Annotated in this window: 28 protein-coding genes and 5 pseudogenes; 11 read left to right on the top strand and 22 right to left on the bottom strand. The window is 23.7% G+C overall.

Annotated elements, in window-relative coordinates; all coding sequences use genetic code 4:
• Positions 1 to 64: 64 nt before the first annotated feature.
• The 3 genes from secA to ABWV63_RS01415 all read right to left on the bottom strand — a co-directional run bounded on the left by secA (position 65) and on the right by ABWV63_RS01415 (position 3,793).
• Positions 65 to 2,449, bottom strand: a complete 2,385-nt coding sequence (gene secA, locus ABWV63_RS01425; RefSeq protein WP_353306517.1) for a preprotein translocase subunit SecA — start codon at positions 2,447 to 2,449, stop codon at positions 65 to 67.
• Between the two features lie 456 nt (positions 2,450 to 2,905).
• Entirely contained in the window at positions 2,906 to 3,517 is a 612-nt protein-coding gene (locus ABWV63_RS01420) for an IS630 family transposase (protein ID WP_353306516.1), read from the bottom strand.
• Positions 3,518 to 3,583: 66 nt separating this feature from the next.
• Complete coding sequence (locus ABWV63_RS01415) at positions 3,584 to 3,793, bottom strand: IS630 transposase-related protein (RefSeq protein WP_353306164.1); 210 nt, start codon at positions 3,791 to 3,793, stop codon at positions 3,584 to 3,586.
• Positions 3,794 to 3,917: 124 nt separating this feature from the next.
• On the opposite strand from ABWV63_RS01415, the pseudogene ABWV63_RS01410 reads away from it, so the two are divergent.
• Positions 3,918 to 4,289 (top strand): annotated as a pseudogene (locus ABWV63_RS01410) (IS3 family transposase); the annotation flags it as partial.
• Positions 4,290 to 4,385: 96 nt separating this feature from the next.
• Here ABWV63_RS01410 and ABWV63_RS01405 read toward each other — a convergent pair.
• The 3 genes from ABWV63_RS01405 to ABWV63_RS01395 form a co-directional block, all read right to left on the bottom strand.
• The gene (locus ABWV63_RS01405; protein WP_353307142.1) at positions 4,386 to 4,613 is read right to left on the bottom strand and encodes a transposase; all 228 of its coding nucleotides are present in this window, start codon (positions 4,611 to 4,613) and stop codon (positions 4,386 to 4,388) included.
• Between the two features lie 54 nt (positions 4,614 to 4,667).
• Positions 4,668 to 4,997 (bottom strand): transposase, encoded by a 330-nt coding sequence (locus tag ABWV63_RS01400; protein ID WP_353306515.1) that lies wholly within the window; start codon positions 4,995 to 4,997, stop codon positions 4,668 to 4,670.
• Positions 4,998 to 5,060: 63 nt separating this feature from the next.
• Positions 5,061 to 5,210 (bottom strand): hypothetical protein, encoded by a 150-nt coding sequence (locus ABWV63_RS01395; protein WP_353306514.1) that lies wholly within the window; start codon positions 5,208 to 5,210, stop codon positions 5,061 to 5,063.
• A gap of 238 nt (positions 5,211 to 5,448) precedes the next feature.
• Between ABWV63_RS01395 and ABWV63_RS01390 the strand changes: the two are divergent.
• Positions 5,449 to 5,769, top strand: a pseudogene (locus ABWV63_RS01390) (IS3 family transposase); the annotation flags it as partial.
• A 96-nt stretch (positions 5,770 to 5,865) separates the two neighbouring features.
• Here the strand turns inward: ABWV63_RS01390 and ABWV63_RS01385 are convergent.
• A complete protein-coding gene (locus tag ABWV63_RS01385) occupies positions 5,866 to 6,480 on the bottom strand; it encodes an IS630 family transposase (RefSeq protein WP_353306513.1) in 615 nt (204 codons plus the stop codon).
• Between the two features lie 63 nt (positions 6,481 to 6,543).
• Positions 6,544 to 6,756 (bottom strand): IS630 transposase-related protein, encoded by a 213-nt coding sequence (locus tag ABWV63_RS01380; protein ID WP_353306512.1) that lies wholly within the window; start codon positions 6,754 to 6,756, stop codon positions 6,544 to 6,546.
• A 121-nt stretch (positions 6,757 to 6,877) separates the two neighbouring features.
• Between ABWV63_RS01380 and ABWV63_RS01375 the strand changes: the two genes are divergently transcribed.
• Entirely contained in the window at positions 6,878 to 7,255 is a 378-nt protein-coding gene (locus ABWV63_RS01375; protein ID WP_353306511.1) for a transposase, read from the top strand.
• 70 nt (positions 7,256 to 7,325) lie between these two features.
• On the opposite strand, the gene ABWV63_RS01370 is transcribed toward ABWV63_RS01375, so the two are convergent.
• Complete coding sequence (locus tag ABWV63_RS01370) at positions 7,326 to 7,733, bottom strand: transposase family protein (RefSeq protein ID WP_353306510.1); 408 nt, start codon at positions 7,731 to 7,733, stop codon at positions 7,326 to 7,328.
• A 7-nt stretch (positions 7,734 to 7,740) separates the two neighbouring features.
• Positions 7,741 to 8,178: a transposase family protein gene (locus ABWV63_RS01365; protein ID WP_353305692.1), complete on the bottom strand. Its 438-nt coding sequence runs from the start codon at positions 8,176 to 8,178 to the stop codon at positions 7,741 to 7,743.
• 113 nt (positions 8,179 to 8,291) lie between these two features.
• Here ABWV63_RS01365 and ABWV63_RS01360 point away from each other — a divergent pair.
• A pseudogene (locus tag ABWV63_RS01360) lies at positions 8,292 to 9,230 on the top strand (IS256 family transposase).
• Here the strand turns inward: ABWV63_RS01360 and ABWV63_RS01355 are convergent.
• The 4 genes from ABWV63_RS01355 to ABWV63_RS01340 all read right to left on the bottom strand — a co-directional run bounded on the left by ABWV63_RS01355 (position 9,227) and on the right by ABWV63_RS01340 (position 11,110).
• Complete coding sequence (locus ABWV63_RS01355) at positions 9,227 to 9,436, bottom strand: transposase (protein WP_353306509.1); 210 nt, start codon at positions 9,434 to 9,436, stop codon at positions 9,227 to 9,229. The pseudogene ABWV63_RS01360 and the gene ABWV63_RS01355 sit on opposite strands and share 4 nt — an antisense overlap.
• 41 nt (positions 9,437 to 9,477) lie before the next feature.
• On the bottom strand, positions 9,478 to 9,756 hold the full coding sequence (locus tag ABWV63_RS01350) for a transposase (RefSeq protein WP_353306508.1): 279 nt from the start codon (positions 9,754 to 9,756) through the stop codon (positions 9,478 to 9,480).
• A 227-nt stretch (positions 9,757 to 9,983) separates the two neighbouring features.
• On the bottom strand, positions 9,984 to 10,577 hold the full coding sequence (gene rdgB / locus ABWV63_RS01345; protein ID WP_353306507.1) for an RdgB/HAM1 family non-canonical purine NTP pyrophosphatase: 594 nt from the start codon (positions 10,575 to 10,577) through the stop codon (positions 9,984 to 9,986).
• A complete protein-coding gene (locus ABWV63_RS01340; protein ID WP_353306506.1) occupies positions 10,577 to 11,110 on the bottom strand; it encodes a cob(I)yrinic acid a,c-diamide adenosyltransferase in 534 nt (177 codons plus the stop codon). The genes rdgB and ABWV63_RS01340 overlap by 1 nt, the downstream gene beginning before the upstream one ends.
• A gap of 210 nt (positions 11,111 to 11,320) precedes the next feature.
• Here ABWV63_RS01340 and ABWV63_RS01335 point away from each other — a divergent pair, with 210 nt between their 5' ends.
• Positions 11,321 to 11,995 carry a phosphotransferase gene (locus ABWV63_RS01335; protein ID WP_353306505.1) on the top strand — a complete coding sequence of 225 codons (675 nt, stop codon included), beginning with the start codon at positions 11,321 to 11,323 and terminating at the stop codon, positions 11,993 to 11,995.
• A gap of 55 nt (positions 11,996 to 12,050) precedes the next feature.
• Here the strand turns inward: ABWV63_RS01335 and ABWV63_RS01330 are convergent.
• The 8 genes and pseudogenes from ABWV63_RS01330 to topA all read right to left on the bottom strand — a co-directional run bounded on the left by ABWV63_RS01330 (position 12,051) and on the right by topA (position 19,560).
• Positions 12,051 to 13,177, bottom strand: a pseudogene (locus ABWV63_RS01330) (IS3 family transposase).
• A gap of 89 nt (positions 13,178 to 13,266) precedes the next feature.
• Positions 13,267 to 13,434, bottom strand: coding sequence for a hypothetical protein (locus ABWV63_RS01325; RefSeq protein WP_353306504.1), 168 nt, complete (start codon positions 13,432 to 13,434; stop codon positions 13,267 to 13,269).
• 387 nt (positions 13,435 to 13,821) lie between these two features.
• A complete protein-coding gene (locus ABWV63_RS01320; protein WP_353305961.1) occupies positions 13,822 to 14,046 on the bottom strand; it encodes a hypothetical protein in 225 nt (74 codons plus the stop codon).
• Positions 14,047 to 14,065: 19 nt separating this feature from the next.
• Positions 14,066 to 14,488 carry a transposase family protein gene (locus ABWV63_RS01315; RefSeq protein ID WP_353306503.1) on the bottom strand — a complete coding sequence of 141 codons (423 nt, stop codon included), beginning with the start codon at positions 14,486 to 14,488 and terminating at the stop codon, positions 14,066 to 14,068.
• Positions 14,489 to 14,870: 382 nt separating this feature from the next.
• A complete protein-coding gene (locus ABWV63_RS01310; RefSeq protein WP_353306502.1) occupies positions 14,871 to 15,692 on the bottom strand; it encodes an IS1595 family transposase in 822 nt (273 codons plus the stop codon).
• Positions 15,693 to 15,812: 120 nt separating this feature from the next.
• Complete coding sequence (ribF, locus tag ABWV63_RS01305) at positions 15,813 to 16,745, bottom strand: riboflavin biosynthesis protein RibF (RefSeq protein ID WP_353306501.1); 933 nt, start codon at positions 16,743 to 16,745, stop codon at positions 15,813 to 15,815.
• The gene (truB, locus tag ABWV63_RS01300; protein ID WP_353307141.1) at positions 16,690 to 17,610 is read right to left on the bottom strand and encodes a tRNA pseudouridine(55) synthase TruB; all 921 of its coding nucleotides are present in this window, start codon (positions 17,608 to 17,610) and stop codon (positions 16,690 to 16,692) included. The genes ribF and truB overlap by 56 nt, the downstream gene beginning before the upstream one ends.
• Positions 17,611 to 17,619: 9 nt before the next feature.
• Positions 17,620 to 19,560 carry a type I DNA topoisomerase gene (gene topA, locus ABWV63_RS01295; protein ID WP_353306500.1) on the bottom strand — a complete coding sequence of 647 codons (1,941 nt, stop codon included), beginning with the start codon at positions 19,558 to 19,560 and terminating at the stop codon, positions 17,620 to 17,622.
• 359 nt (positions 19,561 to 19,919) lie between these two features.
• Here topA and ABWV63_RS01290 point away from each other — a divergent pair, with 359 nt between their 5' ends.
• From ABWV63_RS01290 to ABWV63_RS01265, 6 genes and pseudogenes are all read left to right on the top strand, one after another.
• The gene (locus ABWV63_RS01290) at positions 19,920 to 20,243 is read left to right on the top strand and encodes an IS630 transposase-related protein (RefSeq protein WP_353306363.1); all 324 of its coding nucleotides are present in this window, start codon (positions 19,920 to 19,922) and stop codon (positions 20,241 to 20,243) included.
• Positions 20,244 to 20,255: 12 nt separating this feature from the next.
• Complete coding sequence (locus ABWV63_RS01285) at positions 20,256 to 20,744, top strand: IS630 family transposase (protein ID WP_353306499.1); 489 nt, start codon at positions 20,256 to 20,258, stop codon at positions 20,742 to 20,744.
• Positions 20,745 to 21,326: 582 nt separating this feature from the next.
• Complete coding sequence (locus ABWV63_RS01280; RefSeq protein ID WP_353306498.1) at positions 21,327 to 21,533, top strand: hypothetical protein; 207 nt, start codon at positions 21,327 to 21,329, stop codon at positions 21,531 to 21,533.
• Between the two features lie 129 nt (positions 21,534 to 21,662).
• Positions 21,663 to 21,881 (top strand): hypothetical protein, encoded by a 219-nt coding sequence (locus tag ABWV63_RS01275; protein WP_353306497.1) that lies wholly within the window; start codon positions 21,663 to 21,665, stop codon positions 21,879 to 21,881.
• Between the two features lie 190 nt (positions 21,882 to 22,071).
• Positions 22,072 to 22,251 carry a hypothetical protein gene (locus ABWV63_RS01270; protein WP_353306024.1) on the top strand — a complete coding sequence of 60 codons (180 nt, stop codon included), beginning with the start codon at positions 22,072 to 22,074 and terminating at the stop codon, positions 22,249 to 22,251.
• A pseudogene (locus ABWV63_RS01265) lies at positions 22,247 to 23,311 on the top strand (IS256 family transposase). The gene ABWV63_RS01270 and the pseudogene ABWV63_RS01265 overlap by 5 nt, the downstream one beginning before the upstream one ends.
• Positions 23,312 to 23,347: the final 36 nt, after the last annotated feature.

The following is a 23,347-nucleotide window of genomic DNA, read 5'->3' as shown; positions in this document are numbered from 1 at the left end:
GAATAAAAAAAATATATTTAAAAAACTAAGTATTTTAATACTTAGTTTTTTAAATAAAGATTAATTATCCAATTTTAGTTTTAGTTTCAACATTACTTGCTAATACTGTATCCAATGCATCTTGACCACCACGAACCTGATGTTGTTCTGGATCAATGCTATGTAACATAATAATAACTTGATGAGCAACATTGATTTTCATACGATTAAATAATTTTGAAGCTTCCTCAATATAAGCTTGTAAGGGATTTAACTGCGCATAACCACGCAAATGGATTCCTGCACGCAGTTTGCTTAAAGCATCAATGTGATTAATTCAATATTGATCAAAAGTTTGTAAAATAACACTATTTTCAATTTGTTTTATAATAACATCATTTAATTTTTCTCTTTTTTCAAGATAAAAATTATAAGATTTTTCAACAATTAAATCAATATTTTCTTCAGTACTTAATCGATTTAACTTTTCTGCTATTAAATCATTAGGTTTAATTAATTTATTTTTAATACCTTTAACTAATTCATCATAATCAATAAACTGTTCTCTACCAACAACTTTATTAAAAATATTTAGTAAATCACGCGCTACTGTTCTGTGCATATTTTTGATTAAATCTAATAAATCATCAGCAAGTAAAATATTATCACGTTGATGATATGTAGCTTCACGATGCTGAGCAATAACATTATCATAATCTAATAAGTTTTTTCGTGCATCAAAATTCATACCTTCAATTTTTTGTTGTGCTCTAGTAATTGATCTAGTTAACATTTTTGATCTAATATAGTCTTCACCTAAACTTGCAAAAGCTTTTTTTAATTTTTCACCACCAAAACGTAACATCAAATCATCTTCAATTGAAACATAAAATCGTGAAAATCCAGGATCACCTTGTCTTCCGGCTCTTCCACGTAATTGATTATCAATTCTTCGTGCTTCGTTTCTTTCAGTACCTAATACAGCAAGGCCACCAAGTTCAATAACACCCTTACCAAGTTTAATATCTGTTCCACGTCCTGCCATATTGGTTGCTAAAGTAATTGATCCTTTTTCACCAGCTCTAGCAATAATATCAGCTTCACGAGCATGATTTTTAGCATTTAAAATATCATGCTTAATTCCTTCCAAAGTTAACATATTAGCAATTCGTTCTGATACATCAACATTAGCAGTACCAATCAAAATTGGTTGTCCTTTAGTATGTCGTTCTTTAACTTCTGCAATTAAAGATTTAAATTTAGCATTTAATGAAGCAAAAACATGATCGGGTTTATCTTCTCGAATAATTGGTTTATTAGTAGGAATCTTAATTACTCTCATATTATAAATTTTTACAAACTCTTCTTCTTCGGTTTTAGCAGTTCCTGTCATACCACTTAGTTTATTATATAAACGGAAAAAGTTTTGATAAGTAATAGTAGCTACTGTTGTTGTTTCTTGTTGAATTGTAACATTTTCTTTAGCCTGTAAAGCTTGATGAAGTCCATCACTATATACTCTACCAGGCATTAATCTACCAGTAAACTGATCAACTAGCACAATTTCACCATCTTTAACAACATACTCTACATCTAATTTGAAAACATGATTAGCACGAAGTGCATTTTGAATATGATGAAATAATTCCGAGTTATCAATATCAAATAAATTTTTTAAATTAAACTGTTTTTGAGCTTTATTAACACCCGTTACTGTTAATGCAATTTGACGTGATTCTCAATCAATTTTATAATCTTCAGGTATTAAAGTTTTTGCAAAAACATCTGATGCTTGATATAAAGGAGTACGATTTTTTGAACCACCAGAAATAATTAAAGGTGTTCTTGATTCATCAATTAAAACAGAGTCCGCCTCATCAATGATAGCATAATTAAGCTGACGTTGAACTTTTTCTGGATAAACTTTAACCATATTATCGCGCAAATAATCAAAGCCTAATTCTGAATTAATTGTATAGGTAACATCTTTTAAATACGCTTCACGTTTTTGATTAGTAGAATGATTACGAAGACTAACGCCAATAGTAATTCCCAAAAATTCTAAAATTGGTCGATTTAATTCAGCATCTCTTGCTGCTAAATATTCATTAACAGTAATAACATGAACACCTTTACTACTTAAAGCATTTAAATAAATTGGCATCACAGCAGTTAAAGTTTTTCCTTCACCAGTTCGCATTTCAGCAACATCACCATTATGAAGAACAATACCACCAATTAATTGAACAGGATATGGATGTAATCCACTAATTCTTCGTGCTGCTTCTCTAATTGTCGCAAAAGCTTCAACTAAAATATCATCTAAAGTCTCGCCTTCTGCCAATCTGGTTCTGAATTCAACTGTTTTAATTGCTAATTCTTCATCTTTAATTTTTCTCATTGTTTCATCAAGGCTAATTATTTCCTTAACTTGTTTATTAATTTTTCGTAAAATTTTACGATCTCACATAAAGTAAATCACCATTTTTTTCTTTATTATTACTTATACTTATTATTACTTGTAAAGTAATAAAATCTTTATTATTTTAACATAAAAAAACTTAGAAAACTTAGTACCCAAAAAAAATTGTATTTATATTATATTTTTTTCTTTCTCTTCGAAGTTAGAAAAAATAATTTACTATAATTATTTTAATTACTAGACATATTCCATAAATAAATTTAATCAATTGTCAATAATAATATTTATAAATTTTTTAGTGTTAATAATTATAGAAGTTAATATTTTTAAAAAAATACTTTAAAAATAAATTTATATTTCAAACAGAAAAATTGTTAATATTATTTTTATATTAACTTGATAAAAATTTAAATTTTTAAAAAAATATTAAAAATATTTTTTTATTTTAATGGTTTTGTTTTATTAAAAATTTCACAAAGTAAGTTAAATCTTAAGTACATATATCTAACTAAAGTAATGTTTACTCATATCTTGAAAAACAAAATCAATAACTTTTTTAATATTTGGTCAATAATTTGGTAATATTTTTATTATATTATGTTTTATAGAAAATCAAAAATGTTCAATTGGATTTAAATCAGGAGAATATGGTGGAAGAAATAATAGTTTGCATCCAGCATTTTCAATTAATTGTTGTGTTAATTTAGAATTATGAAACGTTGCATTATCTAAAACTATAATTTGTCCACGCTTTAATACTGGAATTAGTATATTTTTTACATATGATTCAAAAATTTTACTGTTGCAATGCCCTTCAAATGCTCATAGGACTTTTAATTCACCTTTATTTAGCGAACCAATTATACTCATTCTTTTTATTTTATATGCGGGTTTATTATCAAATAATCTTTTACATTTTTCAGATCAACCATATTTATAAAATTCATTATCATCAATTCCAGATTCATCAATATATACTAAATATTCATTCATTATTTTAGCTATTTCTTTTAAAAAATCTTCTTGTTTATTTTTATCTCTTTGTTCATATAGAAAAGTTTTTTTATATGTATAATTTAGTTTTTTGAAATAGTTATAAACTGTTTCTTTAGTCATATCACCAAATTTTTCAATTACTTTTTGAACTGTAACATATTTATTTTGCGCTAAATAATTTTTTAATTAATCTAAATCCTTTATTTTGTGGCTATGTCCTTTTTGATAATTCAAAATCGGTTTTATATGCCCAGTTTCTTTTTTTCTTTTTCTTCATAAGAATAAAGTCTTTCTAGTAATATTGAACACTTTACAAATTTCTTGAATTTTAATGTTTTTACTTTCATAGGCTTCTATTAATTTTCTTCGTAAGTCTTCACTGTATGGTTTTGGCATAATTTAATCTTCCTAATCTATTTTAAATATTGCTGAATTGTAATTTTAAATTCAAAAACTGTTTAAATTACATATTATTATTTTACATTATTTATGAGTAAACATTACTTTAGTTATCTATACTAAAAAAAATGCATCATTAGTATATAAAGCATTTATGTGCTCAAATCGTTGTTTAAAAGATATTCAAATATTTCATAGCGATCGCGGTAATGAATTTAATAATAAAACTATTGATAAACTTTTATTAGCCTTCGACATTACCCGCTCTTTAAGCAAAAAAGGTTGTCCTTATGAGAACGCTGTTGCTGAAGCAACTTTCAAAACTTTCAAAAAAGAGTTTATTAATGATAAAAATTTTACATCATTAATCCAATTAAAATTAGAATTATTTGATTATATCAATTGATACAACAACATAAGAATCCACAGCACTCTAAACTACTTAACCCCCATAAAACACCAAGCACAAATGTCTACCAAAAAACATTCCTAAAAAAGGTTGCCATTCCAGGTTGCCATTCCAAGGAATCTTTTAATAAAAGTAATATTAAATCATATAATAATCAAGTTTTTTATAGTAGACATATAGCTAAATAAAGTAATGTTTACTCATATCTTGAAAAACAAAATCAATCGCTTTTTTAATATTTGGTCAATAATTTGGTAATATTTTTCTTATATTATGTTTTATAGCAAATCAAAAATGTTCAATTGGATTTAAATTAGGAGAATATGGTGGAAGAAATAATAGTTTGCATCCAGCATTTTCAATTAATTGTTGTGTTAATTTAGATTTATGAAACGTTGCATTATCTAAAAATATAATTTGTACACGCTTTAATACTGGAATTAGTATATTTTTTACATATGATTAAAAAATTTTACTGTTGCAATGTTCTTCAAATGCTCATAGTGCTTTTAATTTACCTTTATTTAGTGAACCAATTATACTCATTCTTTTTATTTTATATGCTGATTTATTATCAAATAATCTTTTACCTTTTTCAGATCAACCATATTTATAAAATTCATTATCATCAATTCCAGATTCATCAATATATACTAAATCTTCATTCATTATTTTAGCTATTTCTTTTAAAAAATCTTCTTGTTTATTTTTATCTCTTTGTTCATATAAAAAAGTTTTTTTATATGTATAATTTAGTTTTTTGAAATAGTTATAAACTGTTTCTTTAGTCATATCACCAAATTTTTCAATTACTTTTTGAACTGTAACATCTTTATTTTACGCTAAATAATTTTTTTATTCATCTAAATCCTTTATTTTGTGGCTATGTCCTTTTTGATAATTCAAAATTGGTTTTATATGCCCAGTTTCTTTTTTTCTTTTTCTTCATAAGAATAAAGTCTTTCTAGTAATATTGAACACTTTACAAATTTCTTTAATTTTCATGTTTTTACTTTCATAGGCTTATATTACTTTTCTTCGTAAGTCTTCACTGTATGGTTTTGGCATAATTTAATCTTCCTAATCTATTTTAAATATTGCTGAATTGTACTTTTAAATTCAAAAACTGTTTAAATTACATATTATTATTTTACATTATTTATGAGTAAACATTACTTTAGTTATCTATACTAAAAAAGATGCATCATTAGTATATCAAGCATTTATGTGCTCAAATCGTTGTTTAAAAGATATTCAAATATTTCATAGCGATCGCGGTAATGAATTTAATAATAAAACTATTGATAAACTTTTATTAGCCTTCGACATTACCCGCTCTTTAAGCAAAAAAGGTTGTCCTTATGAGAACGCTGTTGCTGAAGCAACTTTCAAAACTTTCAAAAAAGAGTTTATTAATGATAAAAATTTTACATCATTAATCCAATTAAAATTAGAATTATTTGATTATATCAATTGATACAACAACATAAGAATCCACAGCGCTCTAAACTACTTAACCCCCATAAAACACCAAGCACAAATGTCTACCAAAAAACATTCCTAAAAAAGGTTACCATTCCAGGTTGCCATTCCAAGGAATCTTTTAATAAAAGTAATATTAAATCATATAATAATCAAGTTTTTTATAGTAGACATATAGCTAAATAAAGTAATGTTTACTCATATCTTGAAAAACAAAATCAATCGCTTTTTTAATATTTGGTCAATAATTTGGTAATATTTTTCTTATATTATGTTTTATAGCAAATCAAAAATGTTCAATTTGATTTAAATTAGGAGAATATGGTGGAAGAAATAATAGTTTGCATCCAGCATTTTCAATTAATTGTTGTGTTAATTTAGATTTATGAAACGTTGCATTATCTAAAACTATAATTTGTACACGATTTAATACTGGAATTAGTATATTTTTTACATATGATTCAAAAATTTTACTGTTGCAATGTCCTTCAAATGCTCATAGGGCTTTTAATTTACCTTTATTTAGTGAACCAATTATACTCATTCTTTTTATTTTATATGCGGGTTTATTATCAAATAATCTTTTACCTTTTTCAGATCAACCATATTTATAAAATTCATTATCATCAATTCCAGATTCATCAATATATAATACTAAATCTTCATTCATTATTTTAGCTATTTCTTTTAAAAAATCTTCTTGTTTATTTTTATCTCTTTGTTCATATAAAAAAGTTTTTTTATATGTATAATTTAGTTTTTTGAAATAGTTATAAACTGTTTCTTTAGTCATATCACCAAATTTTTCAATTACTTTTTGAACTGTAACATCTTTATTTTACGCTAAATAATTTTTTTATTCATCTAAATCCTTTGTTTTGTGGCTATGTCCTTTTTGATAATTCAAAATTGGTTTTATATGCCCAGTTTCTTTTTTTATTTTTCTTCATAAGAATAAAGTCTTTCTAGTAATATTGAACACTTTACAAATTTCTTTAATTTTCATGTTTTTACTTTCATAGGCTTCTATTACTTTTCTTCGTAAGTCTTCACTGTATGGTTTTGGCATAATTTAATCTTCCTAATCTATTTTAAATATTGCTGAATTGTACTTTTAAATTAAAAAACTGTTTAAATTACATATTATTATTTTACATTATTTATGAGTAAACATTACTTTAGTTAGCTATATGTCTAAAAAACAAAATATTAATAATAATGATCCAATATCAAAAGCAGTAGATTTATTACTAGAAAATACTGAAGATTTAACAACAGTTTTTAAAGAGGGAGGTTTATATAAAGAATTAACAAAAAGATTAGTTGAAAAAATGTTGAATTCTGAAATGCAAAATTATTTAGGATATGAAAAAAATCAACATAATACTAGTGAAAATGCTCGTAATGGTATAAGTTCAAAAAAATTAATAACCCAACAAGGTAAAATTGAGATTAATGTACCGCAAGATCGTAATAGTAATTTTGAGCCAGTAATAGTTGCAAAAAGACAAAGAAGATTTGATGGTTTTGATCAACAAGTTCTTTCATTAGACATATTCCGTAAATAAATTTAATCAATTGTCAATAATAATATTTATAAATTTTTTAGTGTTAATAATTATAGAAGTTAATATTTTTTTATTTTAATGGTTTTGTTTTATTAAAAATTTCACAAAGTAAGTTAAATCTTAAGTACATAAGTCTAAATATACTTTTTATACATTTATTTATTAAAATTTTGAATCTTTTTAATCAAGCAAAAACATGTTCGACTTTAATTCTAATTTTTGAAATAATTTTATTGTAGATTTTTTCTTGTTTAGTTAATTTTTTATTTTTAGTTTTTTGAATTGGTAATATAGTATTTTTATAAATATTTTGTATTCCTTGATATCCCAAATCACCAATAATTATTGTTTTTTCTGAAAATTCAAGATTTGAATTTTTTAATATTTGAAAATCATGTACTTTTCCATTATCAGCAAAAATATCAACAATTTTTTTATTAAAAAAGTCATATATAATTTGAAATTTTATAGAAAACATTCAACTTTTACCAGAAAAATATTCTAACTGTAGTTTTTTTAGTTGGTCTTTCAATTTCAATTTCAGTTGAATCAATTAAATAAAATTGAAATTCATTTAAATCTTCTTGTTTTTTCTCAATTTTTGATTTATATTTTGTTTTTAAAAACTGATAATCTTTGTCATCACTAAGTTTATTTTCTACTCAAGTAATATTTCGAAAACAACTTGATGCACTCATTTTATATTTAATACTCATTTGGAAAAAAGTATAATATTCTTTTCAGTATACTAAAGTCATCATCAATCTTTCTTCAACTGAAAGTTTATATTTTCTACCTTTAGTTTTTTTTAAATTTTCTATTTCAATTAATTTTGTTAACATTTCATCAAAATGAAAACGTTTTATACCAAAATATCTATAAAATTGTTCATTTTTTAATTTTTTTAAATTTTCAAAATTCATTTTTATCAACACCTTATTAATTTATTAATAAAGAAATTATAAAATAAATTTTAAATTATTAATTGACTTTTAAAAAATTTATTTACGGAATATGTCTATTATATGCCAAAGGCATGACTTTATCAGATATTAGAATGCAGTTACAAGAGTTATATCATGGCGCTGATATTAGTGAAAGTGTTATTAGTCAAATTACTGATGATGTTATTGATGATGTTAAAGCATGACAAAATCGGCCATTAGAAAGTTTTTATCCGATTGTTTATTTTGATTGTATAGTAGTTAAAGTACGACAAGATAAACGCATTATTAACAAATCAGTTTATATAGCACTAGGAGTTGATTTAGAAGGTAAAAAAGATGTTTTAGGTTTATGAATTAGTGAAAATGAATGTTCTAAGTTTTGATTATCTAATTTCACAGAAATGAAAAATAGAGGCTTAAATGATATTCTTATTGCTTGTAGCGACAATTTAACAGGAATGTCAGAAGCAATACAATCAGTTTATCCTAAAACCGAACATCAATTATGCATAGTTCATCAAATTAGAAATAGCTTAAAATATGTTTCATACAAACATAGAAAATCACTAGTTACAGATTTAAAACCAATTTATAGTGCATGCAGTGAAGAACAAGCAATGCAAGCTTTAGAATCTTTTGAAAGTAAATATCGGTAATGTTTAGTAATCTGTGTAACTTAGTGATTTTACAACTAAAATTTATTTAAAAAACACAGTTTTTAGGAAATTCCCAAAATACAAATTGCTAAATCATGATATAAAAATTGAGATAATTTAATGGTTTTTATTAGTTATCCTGCAGAAATCAAAAGAGTGATTTATACAACAAATGCTATTGAATATGTTAATAGTCAATTACGAAAAGTTATTAGAAATAAAAAAGTTTTTCCAAATGATATGGCAGTTTTTAAAATATTTTACTTAGCAATTGAAAATATAACAAAAAAATGAACACTGCCCATTCAAAATTGAAATACAGGAATTGCTCATTTTATGATAAAATTTGAAGATAGAATTAATCTAAACTAGTAACTTTGTAAAAAGATACACAGATTTTTAAAAAGCCTCTTCTTTTCTTTTAGAACAACTTTTAATCTTCTTGTTCCATAAGCTTCTTTATTTTCTTTAAAAGCACTAATAACAGCTTCATCATACATATTATTTTGAATTTTATCTTCTTTTTTCTTGAAATTAAAATAATATGTTGATTTAGAGATTTTTAAAAAACGACACATTGTGCGAATTTTATATTTAACTTTATTTTTAGTAATAATTTCTATTTTCTGACTATTATTAGTGTTGCTTGCTTTAAAATATCATTTTCCATTCTTAATTGTTTTAATTCTTTTCTTAATTTAATTAATTCATTTTCTTCAACAGAACGGTTATCTTTGGTTTTAAAACTGCCTGAATTAGTAAATTGCTTAATTCAATTATAAGTAGCTGCTCTTGTAACATTGTACTCTTTAGCAAGACAAGAAACTGACTTACCACTTTGATATAAAGCTACTATTTGTTTTTTAAATTCATCTGAATATGAGTTAATATTGGCCATAATTATAATTCCTTTCTTTTAGCTAATTTGTTCACTTGTCTACGTAATTAGTGTCCAATAAAGTGTAACCCATCCACTAATTAAACTAAATGGTTTTATTCGTGATTTTCAAATAGGAGTAGTGGTAGTTTTAATATTATTGTTATTACCAGTTAATAATGGTAATTATGAATCTGTTAATGATTATGACAAAATTAAATCATCCTTTTTATTTTCATTTTAACTATCTAATTTTGTTCTTGTAAAAATGTTAATAATTGCTCAATTGCTGAATTACGATGAGAAATTTTATTTTTATCTGCTAATGACAATTCACCTAAAGTAGCATGTACTACTGGAACATAAAATATTTGATCGTAACCAAAACCATCATTACCTTTTATCTCAGTAGTAATTTCACCTTCAAGTTTACCAATAAACGCTTTAGTAATCTTATGATCAAAATCAACATAAGCGATAGCAGAAATAAATACTGCTGCACGATTAGTTTCGCCTTCCATTTGTTCTAAAATGTCTAACATTGCATCATGATAGGACATTTCTCCCTTTCATCGTGCTGAGTTAATACCAGGAAAATTATTTAAAGCCAATATTTCTAATCCTGAATCATCAGCAATAACAGGACCATTCACTAATTTCGCAAGTGTTGTTGCTTTTAAAATTGCATTTTCAATAAATGATGTACCTGTTTCATTAATTTCAAGAGGAGAATTAAGTTCTAACATTGATTTGACATTATATCCCTTTGTTTGTAATATACTCTTTAATTCATTAATTTTACCGATATTATTAGATGCAAACCATAAGGTTTTAGCAGTCATTAATAATCAATCCCTTCACGAGCAATTTTAGCTTGTTCAAAATAATGTTTAATTGATTTAACTTCACTAATTAAATTAGCACATTGCTCTAAGGCAAAAGATGCATATCTACCAGATAATGCAATTTCAATATGTCTTTTTTTATTTTTTAAAATTTCAATTAAGTCTTGTTCTTTAATCAAATTATTTTGAATACACCCTAAAATTTCATCAACAACAATAAGATCAGTATTATCACTTTGACTTAACAGTTTTAATCTAGTAAGACCATAATTAGTTTCTTGTTTTAATTTATTTTTTTCTTCTTCATCCATTTCTCAAAAAAATTTTTGCGAAGATTCATAAAAACTTTCAATTTTAAGTTTAGTATTTTGTTTTAAAAAATTAATTTCACCAGAAGGACGATTTTTTAAAAAATGTAAGTAACTAACATTAAGATTATTACCCAATGCTCTAATTACCATACCATTAAGAATTGAGGTTTTACCTCTTTCTTCACCTTTATAAATATGAATATAACCTTTTTTTAACATACTATCACTTACTTTCAATAATTTTTATTTAATAAATTGTATAATTTTATTACGGACAATACAAGCAAAATAGAGGTGCCATTTTGAAATTTAAAACTATTAAACCACCATATCAATTAGAACTATTAAAAACAAAAGGTTTAACCAATGAATTATTTTTAGTAAATAAACATTTTTTTAAAACAATCTAAAGATATTTTGCAACCTTTTTTGAATTTTAAAAATCAAATTAATGTTATTAAATTAATTAAATCAAAAAAATTTACATTACCTATTAATGAAGTCAATATTAATAATAATAAACTATTAACCTTAATGCCATATTATCATAATTTAATTAATTTAAGCCAACAAATAATTAATAAACAAATATTAGAACAAATTTCATCATTGGTAAAACAACTACATAATATTAAATTTGATAATAAATCATTAATTAAAACTTGAAAAGGCTTAGAACAACTTAATTTATACTGTAATTTAACTACTAGTAATCCTTGCTTAGAAAAAATAACCAGTGAGGTAATCAAATGAATTGCTACTTATCAACCATCAACAATTGTTTTATCTCATAATGATTTAACATTAAATAATTTTGTTAAAAAAAATAATTGTTGATATTTAATTGATTGAGATTTTGCTTGTTGAAATGATGAATTATTTTATATTGCCTCTTTTGCTTCTGAAAGTTTAACTTCTGAAACCCAAATTAATGCTTGATTTAATTGTTTTAATTTAAATAATGAACAAACAATTATTGTCAAAAAATGAATGAATTATCAAAATTTAATTTGATACTATTGAGCTTGTTATTTATACGAACAAACTAATTTAAACATATATAAAGAAATTAGTGAAAGTAAATTAACTAATCTATTAAAATAAGTTATTTAAATAATTCATTCATTTTACTTAATTATATTTGGAATGGCAAATTTTTTTAGGACTGTTTTTTGGTAGACATTTGTGCTTGGTGTTTTATGGGGGTTAAGTAGTTTAGAGTGCTGTGGATTCTTATGTTGTTGTATCAATTGATATAATCAAATAATTCTAATTTTAATTGGATTAATTATGTAAAATTTTTATCATTAATAAACTCTGTTTTGAAAGTTTTGAAAGTTGCTTCAGCAACAGCGTTATCATAAGGACAACCTTTTTTGCTTAAAGAGCGGGTAATATCGAAGGCTAATAAAAGTTTATCAATAGTTTTATTATTAAATGCATTACCGCGATCGCTATGAAATATTTGAATATCTTTTAAACAACGATTTGAGCACATAAATGCTTGATATACTAATGATGCATCTTTTTTAGTACCTACACTATGTCCAATAATTTCGAGATTTTACAGCTCGATTAATAAGCAAATATAGTTTCATTTACCATTAACTTGAACATAAGTTAAATCACTAACAATAACTTCATTTTTAAGCCTATTATTAAAGTCTCTATTAACAAGATTAGTAATTTGAATATCATTGACTTTATTATGATAATTTTTGTATGATAATTTAGTGTATTTTGATATTAAATTATGTTTATTCATAATTTTTTTAATTTTTCGTCTTGATAAATTAATTTTCTTTTCTTTTAGAACAACTTTTAATCTTCTTGTTCCATAAGCTTCTTTATTTTCTTTAAAAGCACTAATAACAGCTTCATCATACATATTATTTTTAATTTTATCTTCTTTTTTCTTGAAATTAAAATAATATGTTGGTTTAGAGATTTTTAAAAAACGACACATTTTACGAATTTTATATTTAACTTTATTTTTAGTAATAATTTCTATTTTCTGCCTATTATTAGTGCTGCTTGCTTTAAAATATCATTTTCCATTCTTAATTGTTTTAATTCTTTTCTTAATTTAATTAATTCATTTTCTTCAACAGAACGGTTATCTTTGGTTTTAAAACTGCCTGAATTAGTAAATTGCTTAATTCAATTATAAGTAGCTGCTCTTGTAACATTGTACTCTTTAGCAAGACAAGAAACTGACTTACCACTTTGATATAAAGCTACTATTTGTTTTTTAAATTCATCTGAATATGAGTTAATATTGACCATAATTATAATTCCTTTCTTTTAACTAATTTGTTCACTTGTCTACGTAATTAGTGTCCAATAAAGTGTAACCCATCCAATTTTTTAATTTCTTAACAAATTAAACCATAATTAGGTAATTTATTAGTAGTCTGTTTTTTTTGTTCAATTTGTTTTTCTTGTAAATTTATTTCTACTATATTATTAACAACTGAAATATTTGATTCTATTTCAATAACTATACATTTATTATTTGAAGTGTGTTCTTGTAAAAATGGCATTAGACATATTCCGTAAATAAATTTAATCAATTGTCAATAATAATATTTATAAATTTTTTAGTGTTAATAATTATAGAAGTTAATATTTTTAAAAAAATACTTTAAAAATAAATTTATATTTCAAACACAAAAATTGTTAATATTATTTTTATATTAACTTGATAAAAATTTAAATTTTTAAAAAAATATTAAAAATATTTTTTTATTTTAATGGTTTTGTTTTATTAAAAATTTCACAAAGTAAGTTAAATCTTAAGTACATAAGTCTAAATATACTTTTTCTACATTTATTTATTAAAATTTTGAATCTTTTTAATCAAGCAAAAACATGTTCAACTTTAATTCTAATTTTTGAAATAATTTTATTGTAGATTTTTTCTTGTTTAGTTAATTTTTTATTTTTAGTTTTTTAATTGGTAATATAGTATTTTTATAAATATTTTGTATTCCTTGATATCCCAAATCACCAATAATTATTGTTTTTTCTGAAAATTCAAGATTTGAATTTTTTAATATTTGAAAATCATGTACTTTTCCATTATCAGCAAAAATATCAACAATTTTTTTATTAAAAAGTCATATATAATTTGAAATTTTATAGAAAACATTCAACTTTTACCAGAAAAATATTCTAACTGTAGTTTTTTTTAGTTGGTCTTTCAATTTCAATTTCAGTTGAATCAATTAAATAAAATTGAAATGCATTTAAATCTTCTTGTTTTTTCTCAATTTTTGATTTATATTTTGTTTTTAAAAACTGATAATCTTTGTCATCACTAAGTTTATTTTCTACTCAAGTAATATTTCGAAAACAACTTGATGCACTCATTTTATATTTAATACTCATTTGGAAAAAAGTATAATATTCTTTTCAGTATACTAAAGTCATCATCAATCTTTCTTCAACTGAAAGTTTATATTTTCTACCTTTATTTTTTTTTAAATTTTCTATTTCAATTAATTTTGTTAACATTTCATCAAAATGAAAACGTTTTATACCAAAATATCTATAAAATTGTTCATTTTTTAATTTTTTTAAATTTTCAAAATTCATTTTTATCAACACCTTATTAATTTATTAATAAAGAAATTATAAAATAAATTTTAAATTATTAATTGACTTTTAAAAAATTTATTTACGGAATATGTCTATTGTTTCATCATTTACAATTTGACAATTATTATTTGAAGTAATATTTTTATGTAAATTTTCTTTATAATCACAGTTTGCACAAATTTCATTATTATCTTTTATTTGATTTATAAATTATTTTACTCAATATTTCATTATTTATTTACTCCCTTTTTTTGTTTTTATTTTTCATTAGCATATACAATAAAATTAAATTTGGCTTTTATTCCTTTATGTACTATTTTTAAATTTTATCACATAAATGGAGATAAAAGCCTATATAGGAAATTATCCCCACATGTATCTAAATCAAACACAAAATTATAGTTTCAAAACTAGGTATCTTATTGAATTTATATGCAGTTTCTTTTGCATATAAATGAATATTGTGTTTTGAAACTTTTATGTGTGTTCGGAAAGTTCGTCGGATGTGTTTTCATGCAGATTCAATCTGGTTTGTGTTTACACCTGTTGATGACACATACCCAACTTCATGATTTACGATTTCATGTTTGTGATAGAAGTTTTTGAAAATTCCATATCCCTTCCAAGAATCCGTAAATAGACAACACCCAGTAGAAATGTGTTTCAATGCAAATCATAAAAGGTTTTTCTCATCTGCTTTTTTCAATACTTTCACAATTAGTTTGTTGCTGATTTTCTCATAAACTCCAACAATCAAGGTTTTATTCAACAAGGATCTTCCTTGTTTTTTAAAACCTACATGTGAAAGATACATTTCATCCATCTGTGCTGTGCCATAATCAATGAACCCTGCATCTTGATTCCAAATTCTAGTTCTGATTTCATGACCCATTATTCAAGCTGTTTTATATGTCACACCCAATTCCCTTGCAACATCTGTTGATGGTATACCATGCTTTGTGTTTATTCATCTAAAGATGAGATAAAACCAAGATGTCAAAGGTGTTTGTGACTTGTGAAAAATGGTGTCATGAAGAATACTAAATGTTTGATGACATTTCAAACATCTCATTCTTCTCAAATCAGAAACATTCAAACTAGAAGAAGCACACCTGATACATTTCATTACTTTCAACTTCTCTATATATTTCAAACAATCGTTTTCATTTTGAAATATGCTATTGAATTCATTTCAATTCATTTTTTCCTCCACACTAGTACATGTGGGGATAATTTCCATTAAATTTTACTGGAAATAGTTTTTAATAAATAGTATTTATAATGTTAATAATCATTGTAAATACAAAGAATATCACAATTATTATGGCTTTAATAATTTACTGCTAGAATTAGCAAAATATTTAATTGTTTCTATTAAATCTTTATCCACTTGTTTTTTTAAATCATCTAAATTAGTAAATTTTAAATTATCACGAAGAAAATCTAAAAATCTAACTTTAATGATTTTTCCATATAAATCTTGATTAAAGTTTAATAAGTAAGTTTCAACTAACGGCTTATTATTACGTAACATAATTACTGTCATACTTTGATATCATTTATTATCTACTTCAGTAAGCGTAATATAAGTAGCAAGACCTGGTAATGCATAGTTTGTTAGTAACAATAAATTAGCAGTTGGAAAATTAATCGTTCTAGCCTCTTTAATACCATGAACTACTTTACCGCTAATTGTATATGGCTCTTGTTGTAAACAAAGATTAGCGCTACTAATATCTTTATTTTGTAAAAGTTGTTTAATATAAGTTGAAGAAACTTTGCTATTATTAACAATAATATTATTACAAAGATAAACTTGTAATAAAGATTGTTGTAATGTTTTAATATTACCTTGCCCTTGATAACCAAACCTAATATTTGGATTAACAACTACTGCTTTAATATTATTTGCCAATAATCACGAAATAAATTGCTCTGGTGAAAGTGTTGCTATTTCTTTACTAAACTTAATTTCCCAATAATAATCAAAATTATATTTAGCAATTGTTTTAATTTTATCTTCATTACTTAATAAAACCTCATTATTTTTATTACTAATTACACTTTGTGGTTTTCTATCAAAACTAATAATACATGTTTGATAATTATTTATTGTTGAATTAACTAATAATTGTTTAAATAAGGCTTGATGACCTTGATGAATACCATCAAAAAATCCTCAACAAGCAATAATTGGTTTAGATATCAATTTTTGATTTTGAATATTTAGATTTTTCAATTTTAATATCTTCATTACATTTAAAACCTCTTTGGCTTACGTATAAATTATTTTTTTGATTACGATAAATAGCTAATGGCAAATGTTCAGAATTAACAACTAAAACATATGGCTCATTAGTACTATCAATAACTAAAGGTTTACCATCAATAACACTTTTACTATTATCAACAATCGCTGGCATAATATTTTTAACACCATCATAAATACTAATATGATTTTTACTAACTGTTTCTTCATTGATAACATCTAAATTTAAGGCATTACTTAAATCAAAACCCGATTGATGAATTCTTCTCAAATAAGTTAAAGTTGCTGATGTATGTAAAATTCTAGCAATGTCAGTAACCAAAGCTCGAACATAAGTTCCTTTTGAACATAATACTTCAAAAGTAACTAAATCATTATTAAAACTAATTAATTTTAAAGATTTAATATAAACCTTACGTTTTGGTAATTCAACAGGAATATTCTCGCGAGCATATTCATAAAGTTTTTTACCATTAATTTTAACTGCTGCATAAGCAGGAATTATTTGCTCATATTGACGATTATTATAAAATTCAAGTGCTTTAACAATTTCTGATTCTTTTAAATCAAGATGTGGTTTTGATTCAATAATTTTACCAGTAATATCGCCGGTGTCGGTTTTTAAAAATAGTTGCATTTTTGCAATGTAAACTTTATCACTTTTTAAAATAAAATCACTAATTTTGGTTGCTTCATTCACAAGTACTACCATTAGTCCTGTTGCTAAAGGATCTAACGTACCTGTATGACCAATTTTATTTAATTTCAAACGTTTTTTAATAACAACAAGACAATCTTGTGATGTCATAAATGAAGGTTTATCTATTAATAATATATAATCTTTTAACATGCGTTTCACCTACTTTACTTCTTTATCAGAAACTATTTCTTGATACTTTTCAACATGTTTACAATTTGGATAATTAGTACATCCTAAAAATTTTCGATTTTGTTTTGAAGATTTAACAACCATTCAACCATCTTTACATACTAAACAAGGTTTAATTTTTTCTAATTTTTTTTGAATATATCGACATTTTGGAAATGATGAACAACCGTTAAATTTACCATATCTTCCTGTTCTTTGCACAAGTGGGGCACCACAAAGTGGACAATCTTGAACTAATAAAACTGGTTTAATTTTAAACTCAGTCATTTTATCAAAAGCATCATCAATCCTTGGTTCAAACTTAACTCAAAAGTCTTTTACCACTTGATGCATATCAAAATTACCATGAGCAATTTTATCTAATTGAGTTTCAACTTGTGAAGTATATGTCTCATTAATAATATCATAAAAAAATTCTTGAAGTTTATCATTAGTTAAAAGACCTTTCTCAGTAGCTTTAAAAGACTTATTTTCAATAATAACATAACCGCGTTCTTTAATAGTGTTCATAATTGGATTATAAGTTGATGGTCGACCAATTCCTAGTTCTTCTAATGTTTTAATTAATTTAGCTTCTGTGTATCTTGGTTTTGGTTTAGTAAAGTGTTGCTGTAAATTTACTGACTCAACTTTAATAATTTGATTTTTTTCAAATTTTGGTAAAACTAAAATTTCTTCATTTTCAAGACTTTCTACATCAAGCGTTAAAAATCCTTTAAACTTGATTTGTTGTCCTGTTAAACGAAATTGATAATCATTATTTTTAAATAAAACAGTAGTACTAATTGATTGTGCTGGTGCCATTAATGAACTAAGGGCACGAAAATAAATTAAATTATAAAGTTTTAATTGATCTTTATTTAAAAAATCAATAGCACGTTTATTATTCATTGTTAAATCAGTTGGTCTGATTGCTTCATGAGCATCTTGCACATTTTTTTTATTAGTCTGTTCTTTCTTCTGCCCAAGATATTGGTCACCATATTCATTAACAATTAATGTTTTGGCATTTTCAATAAATTTATCATTTAAACGTATTGAATCAGTACGAGGATAACTAATAAATCCGGTAAGTGTTCCATTAACATCAATTCCTTCATACAATTGCTGAGCAATAAGCGTTGTTTTAGCAGTACTAAAATTTAATTGCGTTGATGCTGCTTGTAATAAACTACTAGTAGTAAATGGATTTAATGAATTACGCTTACGATTTTGTTCAGTAACAGAAATTACTTGATAACTATCGCTTAATGCATTTTTAATAGCAAATGCTTCTTGTTCATTATTAATAACTAACAGTTCTTCTTTATATTTTTCACAATTTAATATTATTTTTTTTTGATAAGTACTATTAATTGTTCAAAATTCTTTACTAATAAAATTAGTAATTTCACGTTCTCTTGTTGCTATTAATTTTAATGCTACTGATTGTACTCTCCCTGCACTACGTGAACCAATCTTTTTTTGTAATAGATTACTTAAGCGAAAACCAATGATACGATCAACCATTCTTCTCGCTTCTTGACTACGAACTAATGGCAAATCAATACTATGTGGAGATTTAAATGCTGTTAAAATTGCATCTTTAGTAATTTCATTAAAAGTTATTCGTGATGATATATTACTTGTCGCTAATACTTGATCTAAATGATAAGCAATTGCTTCTCCTTCGCGATCATGATCTGTTGCTAGATAAACATGAGTAATACTTTTTAATTTACTTTTTAATTCTTTTACCTTTGGCATTTTTTTGTGATCAATTTTGTAAATTGGTTCAAAAGTTTCTAAATCAATTCCCAAACCATATTGACTTTTAATTGCTAAATTACGAATGTGTCCATCCGAAGATAACACTAAATAATCATTACCTAAATATGATTGTACTGCTTTACTTTTAACTGGAGATTCCATGATTACTAATTTTGATGGCATCTTATATCTTCCTCTTTATATAATTTATTAGCTTTATTCAAATACTATTTTGTAATATATATAAATTTAACGCGAAAGTCAATATTTTTTTGGATATATGCTTTTTTATAAAAATTTTAAATAACTTATTAACAATTAATATATAAATTATGCTATAGCTAACTAAAGTAATGTTTACTCATAAATAATGTAAAATAATAATATGTAATTTAAACAGTTTTTGAATTTAAAAGTACAATTCAGCAATATTTAAAATAGATTAGGAAGATTAAATTATGCCAAAACCATACAGTGAAGACTTACGAAGAAAAGTAATATAAGCCTATGAAAGTAAAAACATGAAAATTAAAGAAATTTGTAAAGTGTTCAATATTACTAGAAAGACTTTTTTCTTATGAAGAAAAAGAAAAAAAGAAACTGGGCATATAAAACCAATTTTGAATTATCAAAAAGGACATAGCCACAAAATAAAGGATTTAGATGAATTAAAAAATTATTTAGAGCAAAATAAAGATGTTACAGTTCAAAAAGTAATTGAAAAATTTGGTGATATGACTAAAGAAACAGTTTATAACTATTTCAAAAAACTAAATTATACATATAAAAACACTTTTCTATATGAACAAAGAGATAAAAATAAACAAGAAGATTTTTTAAAATAAATAGCTAAAATAATGAATGAAGATTTAGTATATATTGATGAATCCGGAATTGATGATAATGAATTTTATAAATATGGTTGATCTGAAAAAGGTAAAAGATTATTTGATAATAAACCCGCATATAAAATAAAAAGAATGAGTATAATTGGTTCACTAAATAAAGGTAAATTAAAATCCCTATGAGCATTTGAAGGACATTGCAACAGTAAAATTTTTGAATCATATGTAAAAAATATACTAATTCCAGTATTAAAGAGTGGACAAATTATAGTTTTAGATAATCCAACGTTTCATAAATCTAAATTAACACAACAATTAATTGAAAATGCTGGATGCAAACTATTATTTCTTCCACCATATTCTCCTAATTTAAATCCAATTGAACATTTTTGATTTGCTATAAAACATAATATAAGAAAAATATTACCAAATTATTGACCAAATATTAAAAAAGAGATTGATTTTGTTTTTCAAGATATGAGTAAACATTACTTTAGTTAGCTATATATTAGAGAAATGTCAATTATTAAAAAATACGATATACTGGTTGATTATAAATTGTTTCTTCTTAAAAGAATAATACCTCTAGTGTAGTAAAAAATTTAGAAAATAGACCATTTAATATGTAAAGTTTATTTTTTTATTTTAACAAAATATATTGTATAAAATAGAAATAAATTATGATTTTAATAATAATTTTCCCTTTACAAATAATTATAATAGGTGTATTATTTTTAGGAATTATATATTTGTAAAATTAAGCCCGTTAATAAATTAAATTTATTAGTGTGGCTTTTTATTATTTTTATATAATTCATTAGCAAACAATATTAATTAAAAACAAATTAAATATGTTAAGGAGAGATTTAAGTGTCAGAGTTAGATTTCTTATTTAATGAAGAAAAAGCAGAACAATTTATTCAAGAAGCAAAAAAAAAGATGAACAAATGAAAAAATTTAATAAATCTTTTTTAATGATTTAAATGAAATTTTAAAACAATATTATAGTTGTTTAGATAGATATAATGCTTTTATAAATTCAAACAATAATAGAGAATTAAATTTAAAAAATAAAATCAGAAAATGATTTTTGTCAAAAAATATTCAATTTTTAAAAACAAAAAAAGTTTAGCAGCAAAAAAATTACGATTTGCTGAACATAATATTTATTGAAAAATATTATCCTTATATTTTGATGATAATTCTTTAAATGGTAAAAGATTATATTTTTATGAATATGAACAATGAGCAAATATATTTATTGAATTTGCTAATATAAAAATGAATTAATTACAAAGATTTGATTTAGAAAATATTAAAATAATAACTAATACAGTACAAACTTTATTTTTAGATGTATTTCGTAATGAAACTTTTCAAAACAAACATGAATTGGAAGTTATAGAAGTAAAAAATTTAATGGAAAAATTTATTTATGAAACAATTAATAGTAAAGAAATATTAAGTTTTCAAGTAGCATTTGCCAGTTATAAATTAGTTAATGAACAATATAACAATCTAAAAGATAATCAAGAATTGGTTTTAGAAGAAATTGATTTAAAAATAAAAGTTATTACAGATAAAATAGAAAAAAATAATATGAAATTATGAAAAATAAAAAAACATATGATTTTATAAGATTTGAAAATGTAGACAGTTAAAGAAAAGTAACAAAAATTGAGAAATTAAATTAGGTGAAAAGATTGCAGAAAAAGATTTTTTTTAAAAAATTTAGGTAATGTTTAGTAATATGTGTAACTTACAAAAATAACTATGTTTAATTAATTCTAGTAAATAAAATTAAATAACTAGAAAGAGTGAGTTACGTATGTCTAAAAAACAAAATATTAACAATAATGATCCAATATCAAAAGCAGTAGATTTATTATTAGAAAATACTGAAGATTTAACAACGGTTTTTAAAGAAGGAGGTTTATATAAAGAATTAACAAAAAGATTAGTTGAAAAAATGTTGAATTATGAAATGCAAAATTATTTAGGATATTAAAAAAAATCAACATAATAATAGTGAAAATGCTCGTAATGGTATAAGTTCAAAAAAATTAATAACTCAACAAGGTAAAATTGAGATTAATGTACCACGAGATCGTAATAGTAATTTTGAGCCAGTAATAGTTGCAAAAAGACAAAGAAGATTTGATGGTTTTGATCAACAATTTCTTTCATTATATGCCAAAGGCATGGCTTTATCAGATATCAGAATGCAGTTACAAGAGTTATATCATGGCGCTGATATTAGTGAAAGTGTTATTAGTCAAATTACTGATGATGTTATTGATGATGTTAAAGCATGACAAAATCGGCCATTAGAAAGTGTTTATCCGATTGTTTATTTTGATTGTATAGTAGTTAAAGTACGACAAGATAAACGCATTATTAACAAATCAGTTTATATAGCACTAGGAGTTGATTTAGAAGGTAAAAAAGATATTTTAGGTTTATGAATTAGCGAAAATGAATGTTCTAAGTTTTGATTATCTAATTTCACAGAAATGAAAAATCAAGGCTTAAATGATATTCTTATTGCTTGTAGTGACAATTTAACAGGAATGTCAGAAGTAATACAATTAGTTTATCCTAAAACCGAACATCAATTATGCATAGTTCATCAAATTAGAAATAGTTTAAAATATGTTTCATACAAACATAGAAAATCACTAGTTACAGATTTAAAACCAATTTATAGTGCATGTAGTGAAGAACAAGCAATGCAAGCTTTAGAATATTTTGAAAGTAAATGAAATAAACAATATCCTCAAATTGCTAAATCATGATATAAAAATTGAGGTAATTTAATGGTTTTTATTAGTTATCCTGCATAAATCAAAAGAGTGATTTATACAACAAATGCTATTGAATCTGTTAATAGTCAATTACGAAAAGTTATTAGAAATAAAAAAGTTTTTCCAAATGATATGGCAGTTTTTAAAATATTTTACTTAGCAATTGAAAATATAACAAAAAAATGAACAATGCCCATTCAAAATTGAAATACAGCAATTGCTCATTTTATGATAAAATTTGAAGATGGAATTAATCTAAACTAGTAACTTTGTAAAAAGATACACAGATTTTTAAAAAGC

The sequence above is a fragment of the Spiroplasma ixodetis genome (assembly GCF_040369795.1).
Lineage (GTDB): Bacteria > Bacillota_I > Bacilli_A > Mycoplasmatales > VBWQ01 > Spiroplasma_E > Spiroplasma_E ixodetis_B.
Note: the sequence above shows the minus strand (reverse complement) of the source record. Positions and strands in the feature narration are given on the sequence as shown.